The following is a 23683-nucleotide window of genomic DNA, read 5'->3' as shown; positions in this document are numbered from 1 at the left end:
GATTCATAATTAAACTATTAATGGTGAAATTACGTAACACTTGGAGATAAGCGATGCAGCAGTTAGCCAGCTTCTTGTCCGGTACCTGGCAGTCTGGCCGGGGCCGTGAACGCGCCATTCATCACGCCATCAGCGGCGAAGCATTGTGGGAAGTCACCAGCGAAGGGCTGGATATGGCGGCCGCTCGTCGCTATGCGATTGAGCGCGGTGGCGAAGCGCTTCATAAGATGACCTTTATTGAACGTGCAGCCATGCTGAAAGCGGTAGCGAAACACCTGCTTAGCGAAAAAGAGACGTTCTATGCCCTCTCCGCCCAGACCGGGGCGACGAAAGCGGACAGCTGGGTGGATATTGAAGGCGGGATCGGCACCCTCTTTACTTACGCAAGCCTGGGCAGCCGGGAGCTGCCGGATGACACGCTGTGGCCGGAAGATGAGTTGATCCCGCTGTCAAAAGAAGGCGGTTTTGCCGCTCGCCACGTTCTGACCTCGAAATCCGGCGTGGCGGTACATATCAACGCCTTTAACTTCCCCTGCTGGGGGATGCTGGAAAAGCTGGCGCCGACCTGGCTTGCCGGGATGCCCGCCATCATTAAACCGGCCACCGCCACCGCGCAGGTGACACAGGCGATGGTGAAATCTATCGTGGACAGCGGACTGGTGCCGGACGGCGCCATTAGCCTGATTTGCGGCAGCGCGGGAGACCTGCTTGACCATCTCGACAGCCAGGACGTGGTGACTTTTACTGGCTCCGCCAGTACCGGGCAAAGCCTGCGCGTTCACCCGAATATTGTGGCGAACGCGATACCGTTCACCATGGAGGCCGACTCCCTGAACTGCTGCGTGCTGGGTGAAGACGTCACGGCGGAGCAGCCGGAGTTTGCCCTGTTTATCCGGGAAGTCGTTCGCGAGATGACCGCCAAAGCCGGACAAAAATGTACCGCTATCCGCCGTATCATCGTCCCCCAGAATCAGATTGATGCCGTCAGCCAGGCGCTGATTGCCCGGCTGGAAAAAGTGGTGGTGGGTGATCCGGCGCAGGACGGGGTGAAGATGGGCGCGCTGGTGAATGCCGAACAGCGCGCCGACGTGCAGGAGAAAGTGGACCTGTTGGTTACGGCGGGATGCCAGATCCGTCTGGGTGGCAAAGCGGATTTACAGGCCGCGGGCGCGTTCTTCCCACCGACCCTGTTGTTCTGTCCGCAGCCGGACGAAACCCCTGCGGTGCACTCAACTGAAGCTTTCGGCCCGGTCGCGACGCTGATGCCGTATCGCCATACAGAGCACGCGATGGCGCTTGCCCGCGCGGGCGGCGGCAGCCTCGCAGGAACGCTGGTTACCGCTGATTTAGCCCTTGCCCGCCAGTTCATTGCCGGTGCGGCACGTGCCCACGGGCGTATTCAGATCCTCAACGAGGAATCATCCAAAGAGTCCACCGGCCACGGCTCCCCGCTGCCGCAGCTGGTGCACGGCGGGCCCGGTCGCGCGGGCGGCGGTGAGGAGCTGGGCGGTCTGCGCGCGGTGAAGCACTACCTGCAGCGCACCGCGATTCAGGGCAGTCCGACCATGCTGGCGGCCATTGGCAAGCAGTGGGTGCGCGGCGCAACCGTGCAGGAAGATCGCGTGCATCCGTTCCGCAAATACTTTGAGGAACTGCAGCCGGGCGACAGCCTGCTGACGCCGCGTCGCACCCTGACGGAAGCGGATATTGTGAACTTTGCCTGTCTGAGCGGGGATCACTTCTACGCCCATATGGACAAGATTGGTGCGGCAGAGTCGATCTTTGGCGAACGGGTGGTTCACGGTTACTTCCTGATCTCCGCCGCAGCGGGACTGTTCGTCGATGCGGGGGTCGGACCGGTGATTGCCAATTACGGTATGGAAAACCTGCGCTTTATCGAGCCGGTCAAACCGGGCGACACCATTCAGGTGCGCCTCACCTGCAAACGCAAAACGCTGAAGAAGCAGCGCACCGCGGAAGAAAAACCGACGGGCGTGGTGGAGTGGGCGGTTGAGATTTTCAACCAGCACCAGCAGGCCGTAGCGCTCTACTCCATCCTGACGCTGGTGGCGCGCCAGCGGGGTGAATTCTAACACCTTACCTTCACCGCCTTCCCTGCCGGGTGGCGCGATGCTTACCCGGCCTACGACGACCTGCCGGGTGTGACACCGTCCCGCTCTTTTTTTAACCTGGCAAGTGCAACAAATAACCTGGCAGATGCAGGCAAACGCTTTTCTCAGGCGTCTGTCAGGATAAGGCTGACACAACACAATAAACACAACAAGATGAGGTCTACGATGGGAAGCAATTCTTCTTTTTCTGCCCGTAGAACGGCACTGGCCATGGCCGTTGCGCTGTGTTGCGCCTGGCAATCCCCTGTTTTCGCCCACGGCAGCGAGGCGCATATGGTCCCGATGGACAAAACGCTGCAGGACTTCGGCGCAGACGTGCAGTGGGACGATTACGCACAGATGTTCACCATTGCGAAAGACGGCGCCTTTGTGAAGGTCAAACCGGGCGCAAAAACCGCTATCGTCAACGGTAAAACCCTCACGCTTGAGGTACCGGTGGTGATGAAAGGCAACAAGGCCTTTATCTCAGAGACGTTCATCAACGATATTTTCCAGTCCGGTCTCGATCAGACCTTCCAGGTTGAAAAAAGTCCTCACCCGTTAAATGCGCTCACGGCAGACGAAATTAAGCAAGCCGTAGAGATTGTTAAAGCCTCTGCGGATTTTAAACCGAATACCCGCTTTACCCAGATCGCCCTTGCGGAGCCAGAGAAAGCCAAAGTGTGGGACTATGTGCTCAACGGCACGGCAGTGGATACCCCTCGCCAGGCGAAGATCGTCATGCTTGACGGAAAGCATGTCATCGAGAGCCTGGTGGATCTGAAGGATAAAAAAATTCTGCGCTGGGAACCGGTCAAAGACGCGCACGGCATGGTGCTGTTGGATGATTTCACCGCGGTTCAGCAGATCATTAACGACAGTACTGAATTTGCTGAGGTGCTTAAAAAGCACGGCATAAGCGACCCGAAAAAAGTGATTACCACGCCGCTGACCGTCGGCTATTTCGACGGTAAAGATGGCCTTAAGCAGGAAGACCGTTTGCTGAAAGTGGTGAGCTATCTGGATGTCGGAGACGGCAACTACTGGGCACATCCGATTGAAAACCTGGTGGCGGTGGTCGACCTTGAGCAGAAGAAGATCCAGAAGATTGAAGAAGGCGCCGTTATCCCGGTTCCTCTGACCCCACGTCCCTATGATGGCCGCGACCGCATAGAGACACCGAAAAAACCGCTCGACATTATTGAACCGGAAGGCAAGAACTACACCATAACCGGCGACAGAGTGCACTGGCAGAACTGGGATTTCCACCTGAGCCTGGACTCGCGCGTGGGCCCGATGATCTCAACCGTCACGTATAACGACAACGGCAAGAAACGTCAGGTGATGTATCAAGGGTCGCTCGGCGGCATGATTGTCCCTTACGGCGATCCGGACGTGGGCTGGTACTTTAAAGCCTATCTCGACTCCGGCGACTACGGCATGGGCACCCTGACCTCGCCGCTGGTGCGGGGTAAAGACGTGCCGTCCAACGCCGTGATGCTCAATGAAACCATCCCGGACTATACCGGCGCGCCGATGGAGATCCCGCGCGCAATCGCCATTTTCGAACGCTATGCGGGGCCGGAATACAAGCATCAGGAGATGGGTCAGCCAAACGTCAGCGCCGAGCGTCGTGAACTGGTGGTGCGCTGGGTGAGTACCGTCGGTAACTACGATTACATCTTCGACTGGGTATTCCATGAGAACGGCACCCTCGGCATTGATGCTGGCGCGACGGGTATCGAAGCCGTGAAAGGCGTTCAGGCCAAAACCATGCATGACGCCACCGCCAAAGACGATACCCGTTACGGCACGTTGATTGACCACAACATTGTGGGCACCACGCACCAGCACATCTATAACTTCCGTCTTGATATGGATGTCGATGGTATTAACAACAAGCTGGTGGCGATGGATCCGGAAGTGAAACCCAATACCGCCGGTGGCCCGCGCACCAGTACCATGCAGGTCAATCAGTACGACATTGATACCGAACAGCAGGCGGCACAGAAATTTGACCCGGGCACCATTCGCCTGCTGAGCAACACCCGTAAAGAGAACCGCATGGGCAACCCGGTCTCGTATCAGATTATCCCCTACGCGGGCGGCACCCACCCGGTGGCAACCGGCGCGAAATTTGCCCCGGATGAGTGGATCTACCATCGCCTGAGCTTTATGGATAAACAGCTGTGGGTGACCCGTTACCACCCGGATGAACGCTATCCGGAGGGTAAATTCCCTAACCGCTCCATCCACGACACGGGACTGGGACAGTACAGCAAAGATAACGAGTCGCTTAACGATCAGGATGACGTGGTCTGGATGACCACCGGCACGACCCACGTCGCCCGCGCGGAAGAGTGGCCGATCATGCCAACGGAATGGGTGCATGCCCTGCTTAAACCGTGGAACTTCTTCGACGAGACGCCAACGCTCGGAAAGAAAAAAGACGAAAAATAACCCACCGCCGGGCAATCGCCCGGTTTTTTTTGCCCTGCCGTTTGAGGATCGTCCATGCTTGCTTATAGTTACAGATATCTCACCTGCATGATTTATCCCCCGGACGGGAAAGGGCTTTATGGAAAAAAGAAAAAAACCGACACTGGAACGCGCTACCTGGCCGACGCGCCACGCGATGGTCATGCATGGGCTGGCGATGAACCTGCCCTGGCTGGCGTTCGTCAACGTCAGCTTCGCCGTGATGATCCTGCTGCGACACGTCCTGCTTAAGGCCAGCGATCCGCTTTATCCTCATATACCGCAACTGACGACCCTGGTCGATGCCTCGATGCTCGGCATTATTATCCTCTCTGCCGCGTTGATCCTGATGGCCTGGCGGCGTATTGCGGGTATCAGCGTGGTGCTCTTTATCTGTAGCGCCATCTGGTCGATATCCTGTTTTTTGTTTATTACCTATTTGCTGCTGCCCCACGTCTGGCCGCTGTGCGTGATTTTGTTACTCGCAGGGTTAACGGCGCTCTACTTTTACCCTGAGGGATTACTCGCCTTTGTGCTTCCGCTCTGGATCACCCTGCCGGTCGCAAGCTGGATACTCAACGATGGCCTCAACCTTCACTTTGTCATCATCTGGAGCGTGTTTACCCTGATCCTGATCTGCGGGCGTTTTATCCTGTTGAGCTGGTTTGATGAAGCCTGGCGTCGTAATCAGCAAAATCAACTGCTGATCTCACGGCTGGATGCGCTGGCGCATCAGGATCCTCTAACCAAAACCGCCAACCGCCGGAGAATGGAGGTGGTGCTGGAAAACGCGGTTGAGCAGAAGAAACCTTTCTCGCTGATTATGCTGGATATCGACTATTTCAAACGCTACAACGACACCTACGGCCATCAGGCGGGTGATGACTGCCTGACGCGCGTGGCGCGGGTGCTGAAGCAGTCGGTACGAACGCCGGACGACGTCGTATCACGTTACGGCGGCGAGGAGTTTGTGGTGATCCTTTTCAATTGCCCGCTAAACATCGCAGAAAAGGTTGCCATGCGTATTCAGGACGGGCTGCGCACCGAGGCCATACCGCATGGCGCCTCGACGGTTAGCGACCATGTGACCGTGAGCATGGGGATTGCCGGCATGACGGAGGGGTTAGCCGGCACCGAAATAATCGCCCGCGCCGATGCGGCGCTTTATCGGGCGAAAGAGGCCGGGCGGGATCGGTGGTCGCTTTGAATAATGCCGGGTGGCGCTGCGCTTACCCGGCCTACAAAACCAGAGAAAGTAGGCCGGGTAAGGCGTAGCCGCCACCCGGCTTGTTTCTTAATACCGCACGCAAACCGACTTCGTCTCACACCATCCGTCCAGCCAGTCCGGGCCAAAGTCGCGACCGGTGCCGGACTGCTTCATGCCGCCGAACGGCAGGTTGGCGTCGATCAGCGTATGGCTGTTTACCCAGACGGTGCCCGCCTGCAGCCTGTCGGTGTACTCCAGCGCCTTGCTGATATTCTGCGTCCAGACGCTGGCGGTCAGGCCATATTCGGTGTCGTTTGCCAGCTGAAGCGCCTCTTCACCATCGGCAACGCGCACCAGATTGACCACCGGGCCAAACACCTCTTCGCGGGTTAAGCGCAGCGCGGCATCCGGGTTGACCACCAGCGTCGGCGAAACGTAATAGCCTTTCCCTTCCGGGCCACGGTTACCGACAATCAGCTCTGCGTGGCGAGATTGCGCTTCATCGAGGAAAGTCTGCACCTTGTCACAATGCGCACGCGACACCAGCGGGTTGATAAATGCTTCCGGGGACATACCCGGCCCGACGCTCAGGGATTTCACCGCCTGTTCGAAGCCGCTGACCAGCGTGTCAAACAGCGGCGCTTCAATGTAGATACGGGAACTCGCCGCACACACCTGCCCCTGGTTCAGGAAGCTCCCGGTCATCAGGCCTTCGATCACCCACGCCGGGTCCGCATCTTTGAGTACGATAGCCGGGTTTTTGCCCCCCAGTTCCAGGGTCACGCCTGTCAGGGTATCTGCCGCCGCGCGGGCAATTTGCTTGCCCGTCGCCGTTGAGCCGGTAAAGCTCACCTTTGCAATATGCGGATGCGAGGTCAGCGCTGCGCCGCACACCGCGCCGCTCCCGGTCACCACGTTGAATACCCCGTCCGGAATGCCCGCTTCACTGGCCAGTTCCGCCACGCGCAGCATGGTCAGCGGCGTGGTTTCTGATGGCTTGATGACAATCGAGCACCCCGCCGCCAGCGCAGGCATCACTTTCCACATCCCAATCATCAGCGGGAAGTTCCAGGGCACAATCCCGGCCACCACGCCAACCGGCTCTTTACGTGTCCATGCCTGATAACGCGCCCCCTGTGGCAGGGGAATAGAAAGGTCGAGGGTTTTGCCTGCGATTTTGGTGGTCAGCCCGGCGGTATAGCGCATCCAGTTCAGGGTACAACCCACTTCAAAGAGACGGGAAATGTTAATCGATTTCCCCTGCTCCAGCGTTTCAAGCTGGGCCAACTCCTCGCTGTGCTGTTCAACCAGATCGGCGAAACGGAGCAGGATCCGCTCGCGCTCCGCCGGTAATTTTCCGGCCCAGCTGCGGGCAACAAAAGCACGCCAGCCGGACATGACGGCACGGTCAACGTCATCGACGCTGGCATCGGCCGTCGAGGCAATCACCTCGCCCGTGGCCGGGTTATAGACGTTGAGCCGCTTTTCGCTGTCCGACGCGGCCTGACGCCCTTCAATCCACAGGCCATGATGTCGGTCTAAAAATTGCTGCACGGCAGGCTGAATAGCCACCTGGGATTCGGACATAGGATACTCCTTCGTTATTATTCGCAGGGTGTTCATCCAGTCTAAGAGGGGTTTCGCATTCTCGCTTTTGTCTCTGTGACATTCGCTTTGCCACCTGTGACAGGTGCCGCAAATCGTGATAATTCCACCTTATATCGCTGTTCCCGATGAGTGTTCTTTCCTATAGTCAGCCTAGAGCCCTGACAAAACGCAACATAAATGCAACAATGCGAAAACATTGACGGTGCAGTGAGAGAAACGATGGCGTGTGCAAGCGAGCAGGAACAGTATCAGCAGTGGCTGGCGCAGATTAACCAGGTGTGCGGGCGTTTTAATGCACAGCCCACCGGGGGAAAATTCGTCGGCGAACTGGAGACCAGCTATGCGCGCAGCCTGAAGCTCAGCACCGTCACCGCCGGCGGCGTAAATCTGTTCCGCTCCCGTCAGGAGATCAAACAGAGTAATGATGCCTGGTTCTATACCGTCTTCCAGCTTGAGGGCAGTGCGGAAATTGAACAGGATGACCGTCGCGCTGTGCTCCGAACAGGCGATATCACGCTGCTTGACGCCTCCCGGCCCTGCTCAATCAACTGGCAGGAAAAATCCCGCCAGATTTCGCTGCTGGTACCCCGCCAGATTATTGAGCAACAGTGTCGTTTCCATGAGATTAGCTGCGCGCTCGCCCTCTCTCGCTCGCTGCCAACGGTACAGCTGAGCCATCGCCTGCTGATGGAAAGCATGAACAACGCCGACCTGAGTGACCGGGAGAGCGAAGCCGCGCTCGAAGCCATGATCTGCCTGCTGCGCCCCGCGTTTCAGCAACGCGACGTGATTCAGCCGCGCAAGGAACGCCAGTTCCAGCATGTCGTGGCGCTGATTGACGATCATATTCAGTCTGACTCTCTGCGCCCGAAGTGGATTGCCGCCGAGAGCGGGATGTCCGTGCGCAGCCTCTACCGCATGTTTGCCGAGAAGGGGCTGGTGGTCGCGCAGTACATTAAAAACCGTCGGCTGGATCTCTGTGCGCAGGTGCTGCGCTCTGCCGGGGATGATGAAAAGCTGGCGGGAATTGGCTACAGCTGGGGGTTCACCGACCATAGCCATTTTTCAACGGCCTTTAAGCAGCGTTTTGGCGTCTCGCCCGGCGAATACCGCAAGCGCCACCGCTAGCTATTTTTTCAGCCATTTACCGTTAATTCCCTTCACGTATTCGCCCGGCTGCGCGCGAGCAACCAGTTTTTGCCCCGCCATTTTCGCCACTTCATCGACCGGTAAATTATTGCTGTCGGCCAGCTTCTGATAGCTCTCGGTGCGCGCCGCGTTAATACGGTTTACCAGCGCCAGCGTTTCTGCATCCTGTTGGATCGGGGCAATATACCCGCTGAGTGTTTCCCCCACGCGCCCCTGCGCCCGGGCATCATTTAAGGTCAGCGCAGCCGCCTGCGCATTCATCCCCAGAGCCAGTAGAATCAGAGCTAAACGTTTCATGGCATCCTCAGAACAGATCGCTGCGCGTTTTCAGCAGGGTTTCAACGTCTTTATCGACCTTAATGTGGATCTCGTGTTCGATTTTGACATTCATATTGATGGTAATCGGCTCTTTCGGCGCAGCGACTTCAATACGCGGCGTACAGCCGGTCAGTAGCGCAGCAACGGCAACGGTGAGTACACCAGCCATCTTTTTCATTGTTGTTCCTCACTTTCCTTGCCAGTCGAACTGCGGAGACCGGGTATCGCCGCGTGTTGCTCAAACCAGGTTTGCAGGTTGTCGCCAAAACGCAGGCTGCGCCAGAGGGTAAAGACATTCTCGTCATGGGTATAGTTCAGGTTGACGGAGCTGCTTTTACCATCCACACGGCTGGTTCCCTTGATGGTCGCCTGCATGGTTAATTCACCCAGGTTATCTAAATTGATTCTTGTCCACGAACGAGAAATTTCCATATAGCGGAGCCAGTTGATCGCGGCACCCGCAACCATATTATCTTTCACGATGGCATCCGCCGTATCTTTATCGATACGCAGCGTCATTGGGCCAGGGTTGGTCAGCCAGCCATCTTTAATGATCCATTTTTCATTGTCCAGCCAGAGTGGCAGCGCCCCGCTTACCGGGCCTGACATGGCAAACTGTTTCGGATTGACGGCGCCGATCAGTTCACTTGACGAGATATTGTCCACGCGAAGCAGCGCCGGATCGTGCTGCGGCATCCGCAACTGCTGCATCGTAATCTTCCCGCCGAGGGTTTCCACTTTCACGTTGGTAAGCAGCAGCGGATTGTCCTCCGTCCAGGGATAATCGCCCTGTAGATCGGCGGTAATATTGCGCGCGGTCACCAGGTTTTCCACTTCGCCAATACGCAACGTAACCGGGCAGCGCGTGCCCAGGGACCAGGTCCCCTTGCTGAAGCGGAACGGCAGCACAAAATCGACACCGTTGATCTGGTTATCCGGCATCCAGGCGCTACCGGCTTTCAGCACGCCGTGCCCCCCCGCCTCAAAGCCCTGATCGGCTGCCGCCGAGAAAGCCACCTGCACATAGAGTACCCCGTCACGCAGCGTCATTTTCCAGTCCGGAGGGATCAGAGGCTGGAACACGGTGAGCGACTGTTTCGGCCACCAGGCCTGCCCGCGAAGGCGTTCACCATCCCAGCGACCATTCACCTGTACCGGGCCGATTTTCTCTGCATGGAGGTCGCCCTTAAACTGGAACACCGTCGGATCGGTGCCGTCGACGCTAAAGGTCAGCACCGACGGTGGCAGCGTGCTGCCACCGGAGAAACGGGTTTGCCCGGCATTGAGCGCCAGCGCGCCGCTGAACGTCGGCTTTTCGGCGTCACGGAACCAGCGCACGGGTTGATCCAGCACCAGACGCGGCGTGCTGACCTCCATGGTTCCATACTGGAGCTTGTCAAAACCGGTGGAGAGCGCCGTGAGCTCAATGAGTTTGTCACGCCACTCGCCTTTCCCGGCGACATCCCAGCGGGCATGCATCGGCGTAAAACTCCCTTTTCCCCAGTAGCGCCACTGCCAGAGACCGCTGTCGGGTAAAAAGTCGTTCGCCTGCCCGTCCAGATGCAGTTCAAAATCGCCCATCTCGTTTTCATGGGCACGCAGGATAGCCTGTAAACGCCCGTCCACGCCCTTCTGCGTCAGCTTCACACCTGCCAGCGGCCAGCGGATTTCATCGATATCAAGCGAGTCAATGATGCGCCCGCGCGAGCGAAGCAGTGCGCCCGGTTCAAAAGCGAGTTGCGGTTCATATACGCTGCCGGTCAGTGTTGCCGGCAATTTGGCATAAAGAATGAGGTCGTTTTGCTTCGCCTCACCGCTCAGATGCAGCGGCATGTCGCTGTTTTCCATACTGAGCCTGCCGGGCCCAATATTGAGTACCGCGTTGCCTTTCCCCGCATCACCATGGGTAAGCACGTTCAAACGCCCGGTCAGGGTGGCTTTCTCAAGCCCCTGCTGCCAGTTATCGGCGCGAAGCGAAACGCGTCCGCTCAGCGGCATACCGGACAGATCCCAGTTCCAGCGCCCGTCGCTGATGTTCAGCTGTTCCGCCGTAACTTGCCACGGCAGATCGAGCAGTGGATCAGGGTTGTCTCGCGCCATCACCACCAGTTGTCCACGGTTGTCTTCCCAGTCCAGATCGGCATCGACGAGAGACGTCAGTTGTGGCACGTTAAAGGTCGCCACCGCGTGGCCTTTTACCGGCACGCCATCCGGCACCAGCGGCAGAGTGAACTCCCCCACCAGTTTGATGGGCTGCGGCTGATCGGGTAGCTGAACATCGAACTGGCTGACCGAAAGCGTCTGGCCGCGAAGCGTTCCTTGAATGCTCACCCGCTCGCCTTTATAGGCTATCTCCTGGCTGGACGGGGTCAGCGAGGCCTTCAGCTCACCCTGCCACTGCTGCCAGGGCGAGAGGGTGAGACGGTGAATGGTCAGCCAGGTATTCGGTAATACCGCCTGCCACTGCGCCAGCGTTTTGGGGGCAACGGTCGACGGCGCGGATTGGGGAATTTTGCTGAGGCAGACGGCGTTAAGATCCAGCGCGCCGATATCCAGCTGCCAGCGGCTCGGATGTGACAGCGTCACGTTTTCAATGCGAGCAATTTCGCACTCTTCAACCAGATAGCGGAGATCGGGGATCACCAGCGCATGACGAGTCAGTTTAGGACTCTCTTCGAAAGCGATACGCGTCCCGACGGGAAGCCAGATTCCGGCAAGCGTCGGTACCCACTGAGCGAGCGTCATCAGCAGCGTCAGCGGCAATAAAATGAACAGCAGTAAAAGCGCAAGTGCGGCTTTGTATTTACCCTTCATGGGCAGTTAATATCCTGATTTAGCGAAAGAATTAAGCCGACGATGCTGAACATTGTCGCATGTTTAGCGGGTCAATTGAAGCCAAAGGCAAGTTTAAGGATAGAAGCTGTAGCGTTAAGTTGCGAAGCTAGTACCTGTTACGAGGTATCGCCAGGAGGTAAAGCATGGCAAATATTAATGACCCCCAATACACGGAGTCATACCGCCATGGGTCAAAGTTGATATGCAGAAAACCGCTCACAAAGTCCTGGCCATTGGCGAACACGTTGAGTTGTATGGCAGCACTGGCTAACACAAACAAGGTGTAAGCAATGAAAAGAGGATATTTTCTAGCTCTTTCAACTTTGAGTTTACCTCTGTACAGCAACAATAAAAACGCAATAGATATAATGAAATAGTACAAGGCAGGCAACATTGGCGGGGATAAAGACAACTCCAGTTGTAACGGCATACATTACTCTCCATCTCTGCCTGAAAATCCACCCGATTCCTGATGTTTCTGGCATTAAGAATATCATGGAGTTAGGGTAACAAGATGCTCTAGAATAATTCATAGAACTTATTGAATTCAATAATATTTTAGAAATTGTAAGATAATTTTAATCATGCTAACGTGAATGCAAAATCACTGGAGAAAGTCTTATGAAACTCGCGGTATATAGCACAAAGCAGTACGACAAAAAGTATCTGCAACATGTTAACGAAGCTTACGGGTTTGAGCTTGAATTTTTCGACTTTCTGCTTTCCGAAAAAACCGCCAAAACGGCGCACGGCTGTGAAGGCGTCTGCATTTTTGTTAACGATGACGGCAGTCGTCCGGTGCTGGAAGAGTTGAAAAAACAGGGAGTGAAGTATATCGCCCTGCGCTGTGCAGGCTTTAACAACGTGGATCTCGATGCGGCGAAAGAGCTGGGGCTGAAGGTGGTGCGCGTTCCGGCCTACTCCCCGGAAGCCGTCGCGGAACATGCGATTGGCATGATGATGTCGCTCAACCGTCGTATTCACCGCGCTTATCAGCGCACCCGTGATGCCAACTTCTCGCTGGAGGGGCTGACCGGCTTTACCATGTACGGTAAAACCGCAGGGGTGATCGGGACCGGGAAAATTGGCGTCGCTGCCCTGCGGATCCTCAAAGGCTTTGGCATGCGTCTGCTTGCGTTTGATCCGTATCCAAGCGCCGCGGCGCTGGAGCTGGGCGTGGAATATGTTGACCTGCCGACCCTGTTCTCCCAGTCTGATGTGATCTCCCTGCACTGCCCGCTGACGCCGGAAAACTATCACCTGCTGAACCAGGCGGCGTTTGACCAGATGAAGGACGGCGTGATGATCATCAACACCAGCCGTGGTGGCCTGGTTGACTCTCAGGCCGCTATCGAAGCGCTGAAAACCCAGAAAATTGGCGCGCTCGGGATGGACGTGTATGAGAACGAACGCGATCTGTTCTTTGAAGACAAGTCCAACGATGTGATTCAGGACGACGTGTTCCGCCGCCTGTCTGCCTGTCATAACGTCCTGTTTACCGGTCACCAGGCGTTTCTGACGGCTGAAGCGCTGATCAGCATTTCAGAAACCACGCTGGGTAACCTGCAGCAGCTGGAAAAAGGCGAAACCTGCCCTAACGAGCTGGCATAAGTATGACGCCGGGTGGCGGCTATGCCCCACCCGGCGTACTGTCTGTTTCCCAGGTTCGGTGAGCAACGCGCCACCAGAGCAGGACGGCCACCAGCGCAATCGCGCTCAGCACGCTGAATGCCGTCGCAAAGGAGTAATGCCCTGCTATCGTGCCGGTTAGCGCCGGGCTCATCGATGCCCCAACGCCCTGCATCAACATCACCACGCTCTGCCCGGCATTGACGTGCCCGCTCCCTCGCAACAGCACAACAATAAACGACGGTACCACGACGCCGAGGATGCCAGCGGCCAGCCCGTCGAGAATTTGCACCGGGATCATCATCAACGGCGCGTCCGTGGACGCCGCAAGCGCCGCACGCACCGGCATCACCAGCAGCGCCAGCATAATTAATCGCCAGTAGCCGTAGTGTTCTATTCTCCGTGCGACCCAAATGGCGACGGGGATCATCACGGCCTGAGAAATAATGACAGTGCCCGCTGCATACAAGCCGGGGTTGATTGAGGCGGGTGCCGCCGCAACCCTCATGCTGAGCATCGGTAATAGCGCAGCGTTCGCCAGATGGAACAGGAGCAGCGTCAGTCCTGTAACAAACAGCGCCCGATTTTTAATCAGCACCGCAAAGCCCGGAACAGGCAGGTTCGCTGAAGAGGACAACCCGCGCGCGGCATTGTTGTCGATATCCTTATTGCGAATGGCAAGCAGCGCACACAACGTTAGCAACGTCGTACAGGTCATCAGCAGGAAAATTCCGCCGACGCCCCAGTACCAGGCAATGCCGCCAGCCATCAGTGCGGTCATAAAATTGCCCGCATGATTAAACGCCTCATTTTTGCCCATCTGGGCGCTGAACCCACTCTGGCCGGTCAGCCCTAAGGTAATTCCGGTGATCAATGGCCCCACAAACGCCGCACAGATGCCGGTGATAATTTGTGAAACGGCGACAACGCCGCTCTGCTGGCTAAACCAGAGCAGAAGCGTGCTCAGGGTGATCAACAGGCAAAGCAGCGCGAGTACAGCGCGTTTGTTTCGGGAGGTGTCGGTGATGAATCCCGCCGGGAGCGTGGCCAGTAAACCCGCCAGCCCACCCGCCGTCATCAGAATACCAATATCATCAGGCGTCCAGTGACGTTCGGTGAGAAAAATACCGAGAAAAGGGCCGAGGCCATCGCGGACATCCGCAATGAAAAAACTGGTCAGGCATAACGCCCGCAGCGAACGAAGAGACATACTGCCTGCCTTTACAAAGGGTCGCCTGAAAAAATTAAAACGTAGTATACCCGGCATTGCGCGGTTTGGTACGTCGCGTCGCAGGTACGGATTGTCGCGGATCGCGTCATAAAGAAGCAGTGGCTTTGCCCAGGCTTCTCATCATATTCGTCGTCAGGCTAAGTTGTTCGCTCCCCATCTGATGGGACAGTTCTTCCATCGCTGCCTTCCATACCGGAATGACCTGTTCGAGCAGGCTCCAGCCCTCTGCTGTGAGGGTGAGTCGTTTACCGGCACGCCCCCGGCCTCCCACCGCGTCGATAATGCCGCGGGACACCATACTACCTATATTTCGACTCAGCGTGGTGGCATCTACCCCCGCCCTTGCGGCCAGTTCTGCAACGGTTTCATTGGGTGCACCTCCGATCCCAACCAAAAGACTGAACTGCTCTGCGGTCAGACCAAACGGTCTTAAGCAGGCGTTGTAATAGCGTGTAATAGCCCGGGCAGTGGCTCGCGCCTGAAACACAGGACAAACTTCCGGAATGGTCTTCAGCAGCGCCACATCGATGTTGTTCATCTTTTCATCTCGACAATCAATACAATCTCAAATACTGTATATACACTATTAATCAGATTTGAGGAACAGTGATGCCCGCATTCGTCCACATCAACTTACGTATTATTGACCCTGCGCGACAGGCCAGCCTTGCCCCCCGCTTCACATTAGCGTTAGAGGAAGCGGGAGGGAAAATTGTGCATTTTGGTTCGGTTGCAGAAGTACTCGAAGGCGATGAAGCTCCGTTACCCTATGCTGGCATTTTTGAATTCCCGACTTTAGATCAGGCGCTTGCTTTCTATCATTCAGAAAAGTATGCGCCGATTAAGGCTGAACGCCAGCTAGCCCAGCAGGCCAGGATGTTCATCGTCACGACAGGCTGAACGCGTCATTGACCCCATGCCGGGAACGTTCGCCTGTATAGCTATCACAGAACCGAAATTTGTCTCCGTTATGACAACCTGCTCTCTGTTTTCCTGGAATTAACGGTCTAACCTGAATTGTGTAAAAAACACTCAGGAGGGACACATGTACAATTCAATTTTGGTTCCCATTGATATTTCCGAAGATAGCCTGACGCATATGGTGATTCCTTTCGTTCAGGCTCATACCGCACTTAACACAGCTAAAGTCCATTTTCTTACGGTCATTCCTTCGCTACCTTATTATTCTTCTTTAGGACTGGCCTACTCCGTGGAGATGCCGAAGATAAAAGAGTTCCAGCATGCGGCTTTAGAAAAACTGGATGAAATCGTTAAGCAATTTAAAATTCCGCCAGAAAAGGTGCAGACGCACGCCGTTACGGGATCGCCAAAAGATCAGATCCTTAAACTCGCGGACACGATCGGCGCCGACCTGATCATCATCGCCTCCCATAAGCCTGACATATCAACGTATCTGTTAGGTTCAAATGCGGCGGCAGTGGTGCGCCACGCAAAATGCCCTGTGCTGGTCGTAAGATAAAAAACCGGGCGAAAAGCCCGGTTTTTTTCGCTGACGCTTCCCTGTCCCAGGGGGCGCGGAAGATGCAAAAACGCGTTTATGTATTCACCAGGTTGGCGTTTAAATTGAGATCGGCAATGGCAGCGGGTTTTCCAAGTAAATACCCCTGAACTTCATCACACTTATTTTTTTTAAGAAAAGCCAGCTGTTCGCTGGTCTCCACTCCTTCAGCGGTCACTTCCATGGAATAGGCTTTACCCAAATCGATTATCTTCTCGACTACCGATTGGTTCTGTGGCGAATCCGCTAAGGTAAAAATAAAGCTTTTATCGAGCTTTAGCCCATCAAACTGAAACTTTCGAAGATAGCTCAGAGAGGCATAGCCGGTACCGAAATCATCGATCAGAATCCGTACGCCCATTTTTTTGAGGGCTTTCATGGTGTGCAACGTTTTTTCTGGATCGGAAAGCGTGACATTTTCAGTCACTTCTATTTCCAGCCTGGTGGGTTCAAGTCCCGTTTCGTGAAGAATTTCTTTTACTCTTTCAGCCAGATCGCTCGCCTGGAATTCAATAGCCGAAATGTTGACTGATACCGATAACCCCGGCAATTGATCTTTGGCCTCCGTACACGCTTTACGAATGACCCAGTTGCTGAGGCTAATAATCAGCCCTGTTTCTTCAGCCAACGGGATAAACTGATCGGGCATCATGGTTCCTCGATCCGGGTGTTGCCACCGGACCAGCGCTTCGACGGCATCTGTTTTCGAATATCGGAGGTTATAACGCGGTTGATAAACCAGATAGAGTTGGTCTTCGCGAATGGCGGTCTTCAGCTCCAGTTCGAGTTTTCTGCGTTCGGTCAGCTTTTCCGACATATCCTGGCGATAATAGACCCATCGGTTTCTCCCGGATTGTTTTGCCTGGTAAAGCGCAATGTCAGCATAGCGCAGAAGATCGTTTGCGCTGTTGCCGTCTTGTGGCGCCAGTGCAATCCCCATGCTTACCCCTATTGTCACATCATTGCCATCAATGGTGAAAGGACGGTTGAGTTCTGACACGATGCGCTGGCACACCTCTTCAATCTGGTCTGTCTGGCTGGTGTTACCGAGGAGCAGCATAAATTCATCCCCGCCCTGCCGTGCAACAAAATCACCGCTCCGAATACAGCTTTTAAGACGTAAGGCGACCTCGCCAAGCAGAGCGTCGCCGGTGGAATGCCCAAAAATGTCATTGACGGGTTTGAACTTGTCCAGATCCAGGCAAATCATTGCAAAGGGATAATTATTGACGCCTTCATTCGCTAACCGACCCGCCAGAAACTCCTTAATATGATACCGGTTTGGAAGCCCCGTTAATTCATCATGCCGTGACAGAAATTCCACACGTTTAGTTGCTTCCACTTCCAGAGAGACATCTGTTGCCGCGCCCCGTAAAACCACCGAACCATCAGGCTGAGAAGAAAATTTAGCCAGAAGCGTGCAGTAGGACGTGGATTGCTGATAGTTAATATAAGGGCAATTCTTAAATTCGAAGCGTCCAGTTAATTCCCGGTGGCGGACACGATCATGAAGTAAGTGACTTGTCGACGGAAAGAGCTCATCCAGCCTGCGGCCGATCCATTGACTATGTTCATATCCCGTTACCGTGGAGAAACGACCTGATAGCCATGTAATCTTTAACGATAAGTCAGTTTCCCAGAACCAATCGCTGGTTGTTTCACTGACATCCCTGAATCGTTTTTCACTGGTGATAAGATTCAATCGTGCCTGCTCAAGGAGAAAGGCATTTTCGTCATGAATTCTCGCCTTGTGCATAATATGACGCATAAGGATCACCGTCATCGATATTGTCAGCAGTACGGAAAGAATGAGTAATGGCAGGAAATAAACGATCAGCGCCTGGCCAGGATTTTCACTGTCCCATAAAATATGCACATCACCATTTGGCGTGCTTATGGTCAATGACGTCTGATTATTCACTTCATTGGGTGAAATGCGAACATTTTTGATGGCGGCATCATGCCCAATCGCAAGGAGTTTTTTAGCCGTTAATTTGTCGACAAACACCATGACTGAAGGCCTGCCCGGTAACGGTTGCACACTCGAATCATCACCCGTTGTTATCCATTCAGCAGAAACAATGGCCGGTATGCCGTCGATAAGCGTTAGCATGGACACCGGCACCCCCTTTTTTTTGCTCAGTTCACTGAGTAAACGGTCTTTTGTGGATTGACCCAACCAACGCTCCAGATCTTCAGGTATCCGTTTCCCTGAAATCACGCTGTAGCGCGTGGCGCCTTCCGGAGAGAGAACAAACACCCCCTCATAGCCAAAGTTATCATACAGAGACTTGCCAAGATTCTGCTTATCCCATGCCCAGTGCATGTCAACATTCTGATGAAGATGTTTGTAGGCATCCCCCCACTCGGCATAGTCTTTCAAATGGCTACGGATGCTCTCCTGTCGGGTATCTAACGCTTTTCTTAGTAAGAAATCATCATGCGAATCGCTGATTTCATTAACATTATTTTTTATTATCAACAAAGAAATTATTGCCGCCGCAAAAATAGCGATCAGCAACGTTACAACATAGGTAAAGGTTTTATTTATCAGCCTCTTAGAATGCTCAGCATCCGTAAAGCCAGGAGTGGTCAGAGGTAGGGTCATCTTTCGCCTTCTTAACTGCTATAACGTCGATTTTTTTGTTATCCTCATTTATCGGCATAAAAGGGCAAAAATTTAGAATTAAAAAAGACATTTGAAAGAAGATTTTATTTCTTACAACCCAGATCAAATTATTAACAGTTCTCGAATGTAGCGCTTTGTCCCTATTAATAAAAAATCCTTTTATCGGCGCGTTCAATTTCACCCGTTATCTTTCAAAAGCATGCTAAAATATCGCTGATTAAAGGGTATAAAAAACCGGGCTTCACGCCCGGTTCTTTTTTTCAGCCCAAATGGACACTATTCACTTAACCCACGATTCTCCAGCATCGGTTCAATCCTCGGATCGTGCCCGCGCCAGCTCCGGTAAAGTTCACCTAAATCAGTGCTATTCCCGCGCGACAAAATCGCCTCGCGGAATTTCTGTCCGTTTTCACGCGTCAACCCGCCCTGCTCGACAAACCACTGATAGCCATCGTCTGCCAGCATTTGCGTCCACAGGTAGGCGTAATACCCCGCCGCATAGCCACCGCCGAAGATATGGGCAAAATAGCTGCTGCGATAACGCGGGGGTACCGCGGGCAGGTCCAGCCCCTCTTTTTTCAACGCAGCCGTTTCAAAGGCTTCGACGTCAGATACGGCTTCACTGATGGCGTGCCAGTTCATGTCCAGCAATGCCGCACCCAGCAGCTCCGTCATGTCATAACCCTTGTTGAAATGGGTCGCGTTGAGCATGCTTTCCCGCAGCGCGTCCGGCATCGGTTCACCGGTTTCATAGTGACGGGCGTAGCGGGTAAATACCTGAGGATGGCTGGCCCAGTGTTCATTGATCTGCGACGGGAATTCAACGAAATCACGCGGCGTATTGGTACCGGACAGCGTGGCGAAGCGCTGGCGGGCAAACAGACCGTGCAGGGTATGCCCAAACTCGTGGAACAGGGTAATTACGTCGTCCCAGGAGAGTAACGCGGTGCCCCCGTTACCCGGTTTTGGGTAGTTACAGACATTGTAGATAACCGGGCGGGCAGAAAACTCAAAAGATTGTTCGACGAAATTGCCCATCCAGGCTCCGCCCTGCTTGGAATCGCGGGCAAAGAAGTCGCCGTAAAACAGCGCCATCCCTTCACCGGTATGGTCGAAAATTTCCCATACGCGAACGTCCGGATGATAAACCGGAATATCGAAGCGTTCCACGAAGCGGATACCGAACAGCTGGCTGGCCGCCCAGAAGACGCCGTCATGCAACACGGTATTGAGCGCAAAGTAGGGCCGGATCTGCGACTCATCAAGCGCATATTTCGCCTGGCGCACGCGCTCGGCATAAAAGGCCCAGTCCCAGGCCTGCACGGTGAAACCGCCCTGCTCGTCATCAATCACTTTCTGAATATCGGCCTGTTCGCGCTCCGCACGGGCACGGGCGGCAGGCACAATGCCGCGCATAAAAGCCAGCGCGGCGTCGGGGGTTTTCGCCATCTGGTCGGCAATACTCCAGCTGGCGTAATCCTCAAAGCCCAGCAGGCGAGCCTGACGCGCACGGAGCGCCGTCAGACGCAGGATCAGCGTGCGGGTATCGTTTTCATCCCCTTTCTGGGTACGCGTCCAGCCTGCGTTGAACAGGTTTTCACGCGTCTGCCGATTGCGCAGCGCAGAGAGCGCAGGTTGTTGAGTCGTATTCAGCAGCGAGATCAGCCAGCGGTCGTTAAGCCCTTTTTCCGCGGCCGCCTGCGCGGCGGCGGCGATCTCTTCTGCACTGAGCCCCTCAAGCTGATGCGCATAATCCACCACCAGCCCACCCGCTTTATCTGCGGAAAGCAGACGCTGGTTAAACTGGCTGGTCAGGGAGGCTGCCTCGGTGTTCAGCGCCTTCAGCTCGGCTTTTTCTGTCTCATTCAGACGCGCACCGGCCAGAATAAACCGCTGGTACGTCTCCTCGACCAGCCGACGGGACTCGGCATCCAGCGCGCCGCGATCTTGCCAGACGCTCTCAACGCGGGCGAAAAGTGTGTCATTCAGCCAGATGTCATTCGCCAGCGCGGCAAGTTCAGTGGAAAACTGCTCCTCTAACTCTTGCAGGTACGGATTGGTATGCGCAGAGGTCATGGCGAAAAAGATGCTGCTGACGCGCGAGAGCATAACGCCGCTTTTCTCCAGCGCCAGCACGGTATTATTGAAGTCTGGCGCGGCGGTTTGCGAGGCAATCGCATCAATGTCCGCCCGCTTCTGACGCAGCGCTTCATCAAACGCCGGACGATAGTGACTGTCGTTAATCTGATCAAAATGGGGCGCCTGGTAAGGCAACAGACTGATTTCAAAAAAAGGATTCGTGGCCGTCATCTTTCACTCCTCAGAACGGATATCTTCCCAGAGTAGGCCAGGCCGCCATCACCTGCAATGCTGTCATACAAATGTTGCCTTAACGCACCCTCTGCGGCCGTGCTATGTTAGTACAACACAAAAAGCGTTGAGGAACAGTGAGATGATTATTTTAGTTACCGGGGCAACGGCGGGTTTTGGTGAATGCATCACGCGTCGCTTCGTCGCCAACGGGCACAAGGTGATTGCAACGGGCCGTCGTCAGGAGCGCCTGCAGGAGCTGAAAGACGAATTAGGTGACAGCATCCTGACCGCACAGCTGGACGTGCGCAACCGCGCAGCCATTGAAGAGATGATTGCTAACCTGCCTGCCGAGTGGCGCGCCATTGATCTGCTGGTCAACAACGCCGGACTGGCGCTGGGCATGGAGCCCGCGCACAAAGCCAGCGTTGAAGACTGGGAAAACATGATCGACACCAACAACAAAGGGCTGGTCTATATGACTCGCGCGGTGTTGCCGGGCATGGTTGAGCGTAATCGCGGTCACATTATCAATATTGGTTCTACCGCCGGGAGCTGGCCTTACGCGGGCGGCAATGTCTATGGTGCGACCAAAGCGTTTGTCCGTCAGTTCAGCCTGAACCTGCGCACCGATCTGCACGGCACCGCCATTCGCGTTACCGATATCGAGCCGGGTCTGGTGGGCGGCACCGAATTCTCCAACGTGCGCTTCAAGGGTGACGACGCGAAAGCGGATAAAACCTACGAAAATGCTAACGCGCTGACGCCGGAAGATGTCACTGAAGCGGTCTGGTGGGTGGCGACGCTGCCTAAGCACGTCAACATCAATACCGTGGAAATGATGCCAGTCACCCAGAGTTTTGCCGGACTTAGCGTCCATCGTGGCTAAATAAGCCCCACCCGGCCTGCGGGCCGGGTCTGTTTCGGGTTCGAAAAGAATGGTAGTATGTTCAGGCTAACTCTCTGAGAAATGACAACTCATGGCCGCTGAATCGCAACTCAATCCCACCCAGCCCGTAAACCAGCAAATCTATCGCATTTTGCGACGTGATATTGTCCATTGCCTGATTCCGCCGGGAACGCCGCTTTCTGAAAAAGAGGTCTCGGTGCGTTTTGACGTCTCCCGTCAGCCGGTGCGTGAAGCGTTCATTAAGCTTGCTGAAAACGGCCTTATTCAGATCCGCCCGCAGCGCGGCAGCTACGTAAACAAAATTTCACTTTCTCAGGTGCGTAACGGCTGTTTCGTTCGCCAGGCCATTGAATGCGCGGTCGCCCGCCGGGCGGCAACGCTTATCAATGATAACCAGTGTTACCTGCTGGAGCAGAACCTGCATCAGCAGCGTATAGCGATCGACCGGAAGCAGCTCAACGATTTCTTCCAGCTCGATGATGAATTCCACCAGAAACTGGCACAAATAGCGGATTGTCAGTTGGCCTGGGATACCATTGAGAACATCAAGGCCACCATCGACCGCGTGCGTTATATGAGCCTCGATCACGTCTCCCCGCCGGAAATGCTGCTCAGACAGCATCACGATATTTTCAGCGCGCTGGAAAAACGCGACCCGGACGGCGTGGAAAAAGCGATGACGCTGCATTTGCAGGAAATCAGCGAATCCGTGCAGCTTATTCGTCAGGAAAACAGCGAGTGGTTTAGCGAGGAGTAATATTCGCCGCACCCTGTTGGGCGCGGCGTTGGGTTTAGCGAACGACTAACACCGGAATCGTGGCGTAGCGCAGAATGGATTCCGCATTCGATCCCAGCAGATGGGTGGTGATGCTCGGGTTTTTCGACCCGATGACAATCGCATCATATTTCCCCTCTTTGCTCAGCTTGATAATTTCATCGCGAACGTTGCCAAAACGAACCATGCTGTGAATATTCTCTGGGGCAATATCAAACAGTCTTTTTAATTCGTTCATTTTCTTCGCGGATTCCGCGGTCATATACTCTTCAAACTTTTTGATATCGGCATTGAATCCGCGCAGCAGAGACCGACTGCTGGCAGGCAGAATGTTGACCAGGGTAATTGACGCCCCCTCTGCCTTTGCAAGGCTTGCCGCGTGGCGAACCGCTTTGTCGCTCAAATCCATTTCAAACACATCTACAGGCATCAAAATGTTCTTATACATAAGCCTGACTCCTTATTCCGATGAAAGGGTTATTTCCTGCACCCAGAATGGCAGCAGGAATATAAACCAACCCTAAACGCTTGCATGTTGAAACTATCAATAAATGAAAATAACGGTCTGCTTTGTAAATTGCTGTCGCGAACCGTCAGCACCCCATGTCATTAAGAAAAAAGTGTGACTTTGATCAAAAACAAAAACATCACTTGCAGACAGGCGTATTTATATGCCCCGTGAACGGTGAAACCTGAAATACCGCCGTAACGGATAAGTTAGAGAGGAGAAAATACCATGATGACATACGACCGTAACCGCAATGCAATTACCACTGGCAGCCGCGTGATGATTAGCGGCACAGGCAAAACTGGCGTGATTAAAGCGATCCACAGCGACGGGCTGGATGCCGCGCAGGTGCGCCGCAGCAAAACGGTGGAAGTGGAAGGATGCGAAGGTAAGTTCGAGCCGATTGAGCTGATTCGTCTGGGTATGCACTAAGTTGTGCGCTGACATGCCGCCGCGCACGGCGGCA

At 54.7% G+C, this 23683-nt stretch carries 19 protein-coding genes; 10 read left to right on the top strand and 9 right to left on the bottom strand.

Going from position 1 to position 23683, the window contains the following annotated elements; genetic code table 11:
- Positions 1-53: 53 nt before the first annotated feature.
- The 3 genes from paaZ (at position 54) to A4308_RS14925 (ending at position 5796) form a co-directional block, all read left to right on the top strand.
- Positions 54-2093, top strand: coding sequence for a phenylacetic acid degradation bifunctional protein PaaZ (gene paaZ, locus A4308_RS14935; protein ID WP_014883697.1), 2040 nt, complete (start codon positions 54-56; stop codon positions 2091-2093).
- Between the two features lie 204 nt (positions 2094-2297).
- On the top strand, positions 2298-4571 hold the full coding sequence (gene tynA / locus A4308_RS14930; RefSeq protein WP_045282062.1) for a primary-amine oxidase: 2274 nt from the start codon (positions 2298-2300) through the stop codon (positions 4569-4571).
- A 118-nt stretch (positions 4572-4689) separates the two neighbouring features.
- Positions 4690-5796: a GGDEF domain-containing protein gene (locus A4308_RS14925; protein ID WP_045282061.1), complete on the top strand. Its 1107-nt coding sequence runs from the start codon at positions 4690-4692 to the stop codon at positions 5794-5796.
- 87 nt (positions 5797-5883) lie between these two features.
- On the opposite strand, the gene A4308_RS14920 is transcribed toward A4308_RS14925, so the two are convergent.
- Positions 5884-7383, bottom strand: coding sequence for an aldehyde dehydrogenase family protein (locus A4308_RS14920; RefSeq protein ID WP_014883694.1), 1500 nt, complete (start codon positions 7381-7383; stop codon positions 5884-5886).
- Positions 7384-7623: 240 nt separating this feature from the next.
- On the opposite strand from A4308_RS14920, the gene feaR reads away from it, so the two are divergent.
- Positions 7624-8532: a transcriptional regulator FeaR gene (gene feaR, locus A4308_RS14915; protein ID WP_045282060.1), complete on the top strand. Its 909-nt coding sequence runs from the start codon at positions 7624-7626 to the stop codon at positions 8530-8532.
- Here feaR and A4308_RS14910 read toward each other — a convergent pair whose 3' ends face one another.
- The 3 genes from A4308_RS14910 to A4308_RS14900 are packed head-to-tail and all read right to left on the bottom strand — an operon-like array spanning position 8533 to position 11685.
- The gene (locus A4308_RS14910; RefSeq protein ID WP_023330315.1) at positions 8533-8850 is read right to left on the bottom strand and encodes a YdbL family protein; all 318 of its coding nucleotides are present in this window, start codon (positions 8848-8850) and stop codon (positions 8533-8535) included.
- Positions 8851-8857: 7 nt separating this feature from the next.
- Positions 8858-9049 carry a YnbE family lipoprotein gene (locus A4308_RS14905; RefSeq protein WP_045282059.1) on the bottom strand — a complete coding sequence of 64 codons (192 nt, stop codon included), beginning with the start codon at positions 9047-9049 and terminating at the stop codon, positions 8858-8860.
- Positions 9046-11685 carry a YdbH family protein gene (locus tag A4308_RS14900; protein WP_045282058.1) on the bottom strand — a complete coding sequence of 880 codons (2640 nt, stop codon included), beginning with the start codon at positions 11683-11685 and terminating at the stop codon, positions 9046-9048. The genes A4308_RS14905 and A4308_RS14900 overlap by 4 nt, the downstream gene beginning before the upstream one ends.
- A 642-nt stretch (positions 11686-12327) precedes the next feature.
- Between A4308_RS14900 and A4308_RS14890 the strand changes: the two genes are divergently transcribed.
- Positions 12328-13317 carry a 2-hydroxyacid dehydrogenase gene (locus A4308_RS14890; RefSeq protein ID WP_023338286.1) on the top strand — a complete coding sequence of 330 codons (990 nt, stop codon included), beginning with the start codon at positions 12328-12330 and terminating at the stop codon, positions 13315-13317.
- A 19-nt stretch (positions 13318-13336) separates the two neighbouring features.
- Here A4308_RS14890 and A4308_RS14885 read toward each other — a convergent pair whose 3' ends face one another.
- Together A4308_RS14885 and A4308_RS14880 are read right to left on the bottom strand one after the other, a co-directional pair.
- Positions 13337-14545: an MFS transporter gene (locus A4308_RS14885; RefSeq protein ID WP_023330312.1), complete on the bottom strand. Its 1209-nt coding sequence runs from the start codon at positions 14543-14545 to the stop codon at positions 13337-13339.
- Between the two features lie 106 nt (positions 14546-14651).
- Positions 14652-15104, bottom strand: a complete 453-nt coding sequence (locus A4308_RS14880; protein WP_023330311.1) for a MarR family winged helix-turn-helix transcriptional regulator — start codon at positions 15102-15104, stop codon at positions 14652-14654.
- 71 nt (positions 15105-15175) lie between these two features.
- Here A4308_RS14880 and A4308_RS14875 point away from each other — a divergent pair, with 71 nt between their 5' ends.
- Positions 15176-15466, top strand: coding sequence for a DUF1330 domain-containing protein (locus A4308_RS14875; protein WP_014883686.1), 291 nt, complete (start codon positions 15176-15178; stop codon positions 15464-15466).
- Positions 15467-15611: 145 nt separating this feature from the next.
- The gene (gene uspF / locus A4308_RS14870) at positions 15612-16046 is read left to right on the top strand and encodes a universal stress protein UspF (protein ID WP_045269523.1); all 435 of its coding nucleotides are present in this window, start codon (positions 15612-15614) and stop codon (positions 16044-16046) included.
- A 76-nt stretch (positions 16047-16122) separates the two neighbouring features.
- On the opposite strand, the gene A4308_RS14865 is transcribed toward uspF, so the two are convergent.
- Positions 16123-18693: a bifunctional diguanylate cyclase/phosphodiesterase gene (locus tag A4308_RS14865; RefSeq protein ID WP_023330309.1), complete on the bottom strand. Its 2571-nt coding sequence runs from the start codon at positions 18691-18693 to the stop codon at positions 16123-16125.
- A 297-nt stretch (positions 18694-18990) separates the two neighbouring features.
- Positions 18991-21024 (bottom strand): peptidyl-dipeptidase Dcp, encoded by a 2034-nt coding sequence (gene dcp, locus A4308_RS14860; protein ID WP_045282057.1) that lies wholly within the window; start codon positions 21022-21024, stop codon positions 18991-18993.
- A 142-nt stretch (positions 21025-21166) separates the two neighbouring features.
- Here dcp and ydfG point away from each other — a divergent pair, with 142 nt between their 5' ends.
- A complete protein-coding gene (gene ydfG / locus A4308_RS14855) occupies positions 21167-21913 on the top strand; it encodes a bifunctional NADP-dependent 3-hydroxy acid dehydrogenase/3-hydroxypropionate dehydrogenase YdfG (protein WP_023330307.1) in 747 nt (248 codons plus the stop codon).
- Positions 21914-22004: 91 nt separating this feature from the next.
- On the top strand, positions 22005-22691 hold the full coding sequence (locus tag A4308_RS14850) for a GntR family transcriptional regulator (RefSeq protein WP_014883681.1): 687 nt from the start codon (positions 22005-22007) through the stop codon (positions 22689-22691).
- Between the two features lie 34 nt (positions 22692-22725).
- On the opposite strand, the gene A4308_RS14845 is transcribed toward A4308_RS14850, so the two are convergent.
- Entirely contained in the window at positions 22726-23157 is a 432-nt protein-coding gene (locus A4308_RS14845) for a universal stress protein (protein ID WP_014883680.1), read from the bottom strand.
- Between the two features lie 288 nt (positions 23158-23445).
- Between A4308_RS14845 and ydfZ the strand changes: the two genes are divergently transcribed.
- Positions 23446-23649, top strand: coding sequence for a putative selenium delivery protein YdfZ (gene ydfZ, locus A4308_RS14840; RefSeq protein ID WP_014883679.1), 204 nt, complete (start codon positions 23446-23448; stop codon positions 23647-23649).
- The last annotated feature ends 34 nt before the right edge of the window (positions 23650-23683 follow it).

The organism is Enterobacter sp. ODB01, assembly GCF_001623605.1.
GTDB lineage: Bacteria > Pseudomonadota > Gammaproteobacteria > Enterobacterales > Enterobacteriaceae > Enterobacter > Enterobacter kobei.
The sequence above is the reverse complement of the archived record's forward strand: the minus strand, read 5'-3'. Positions and strand labels throughout refer to the sequence as shown.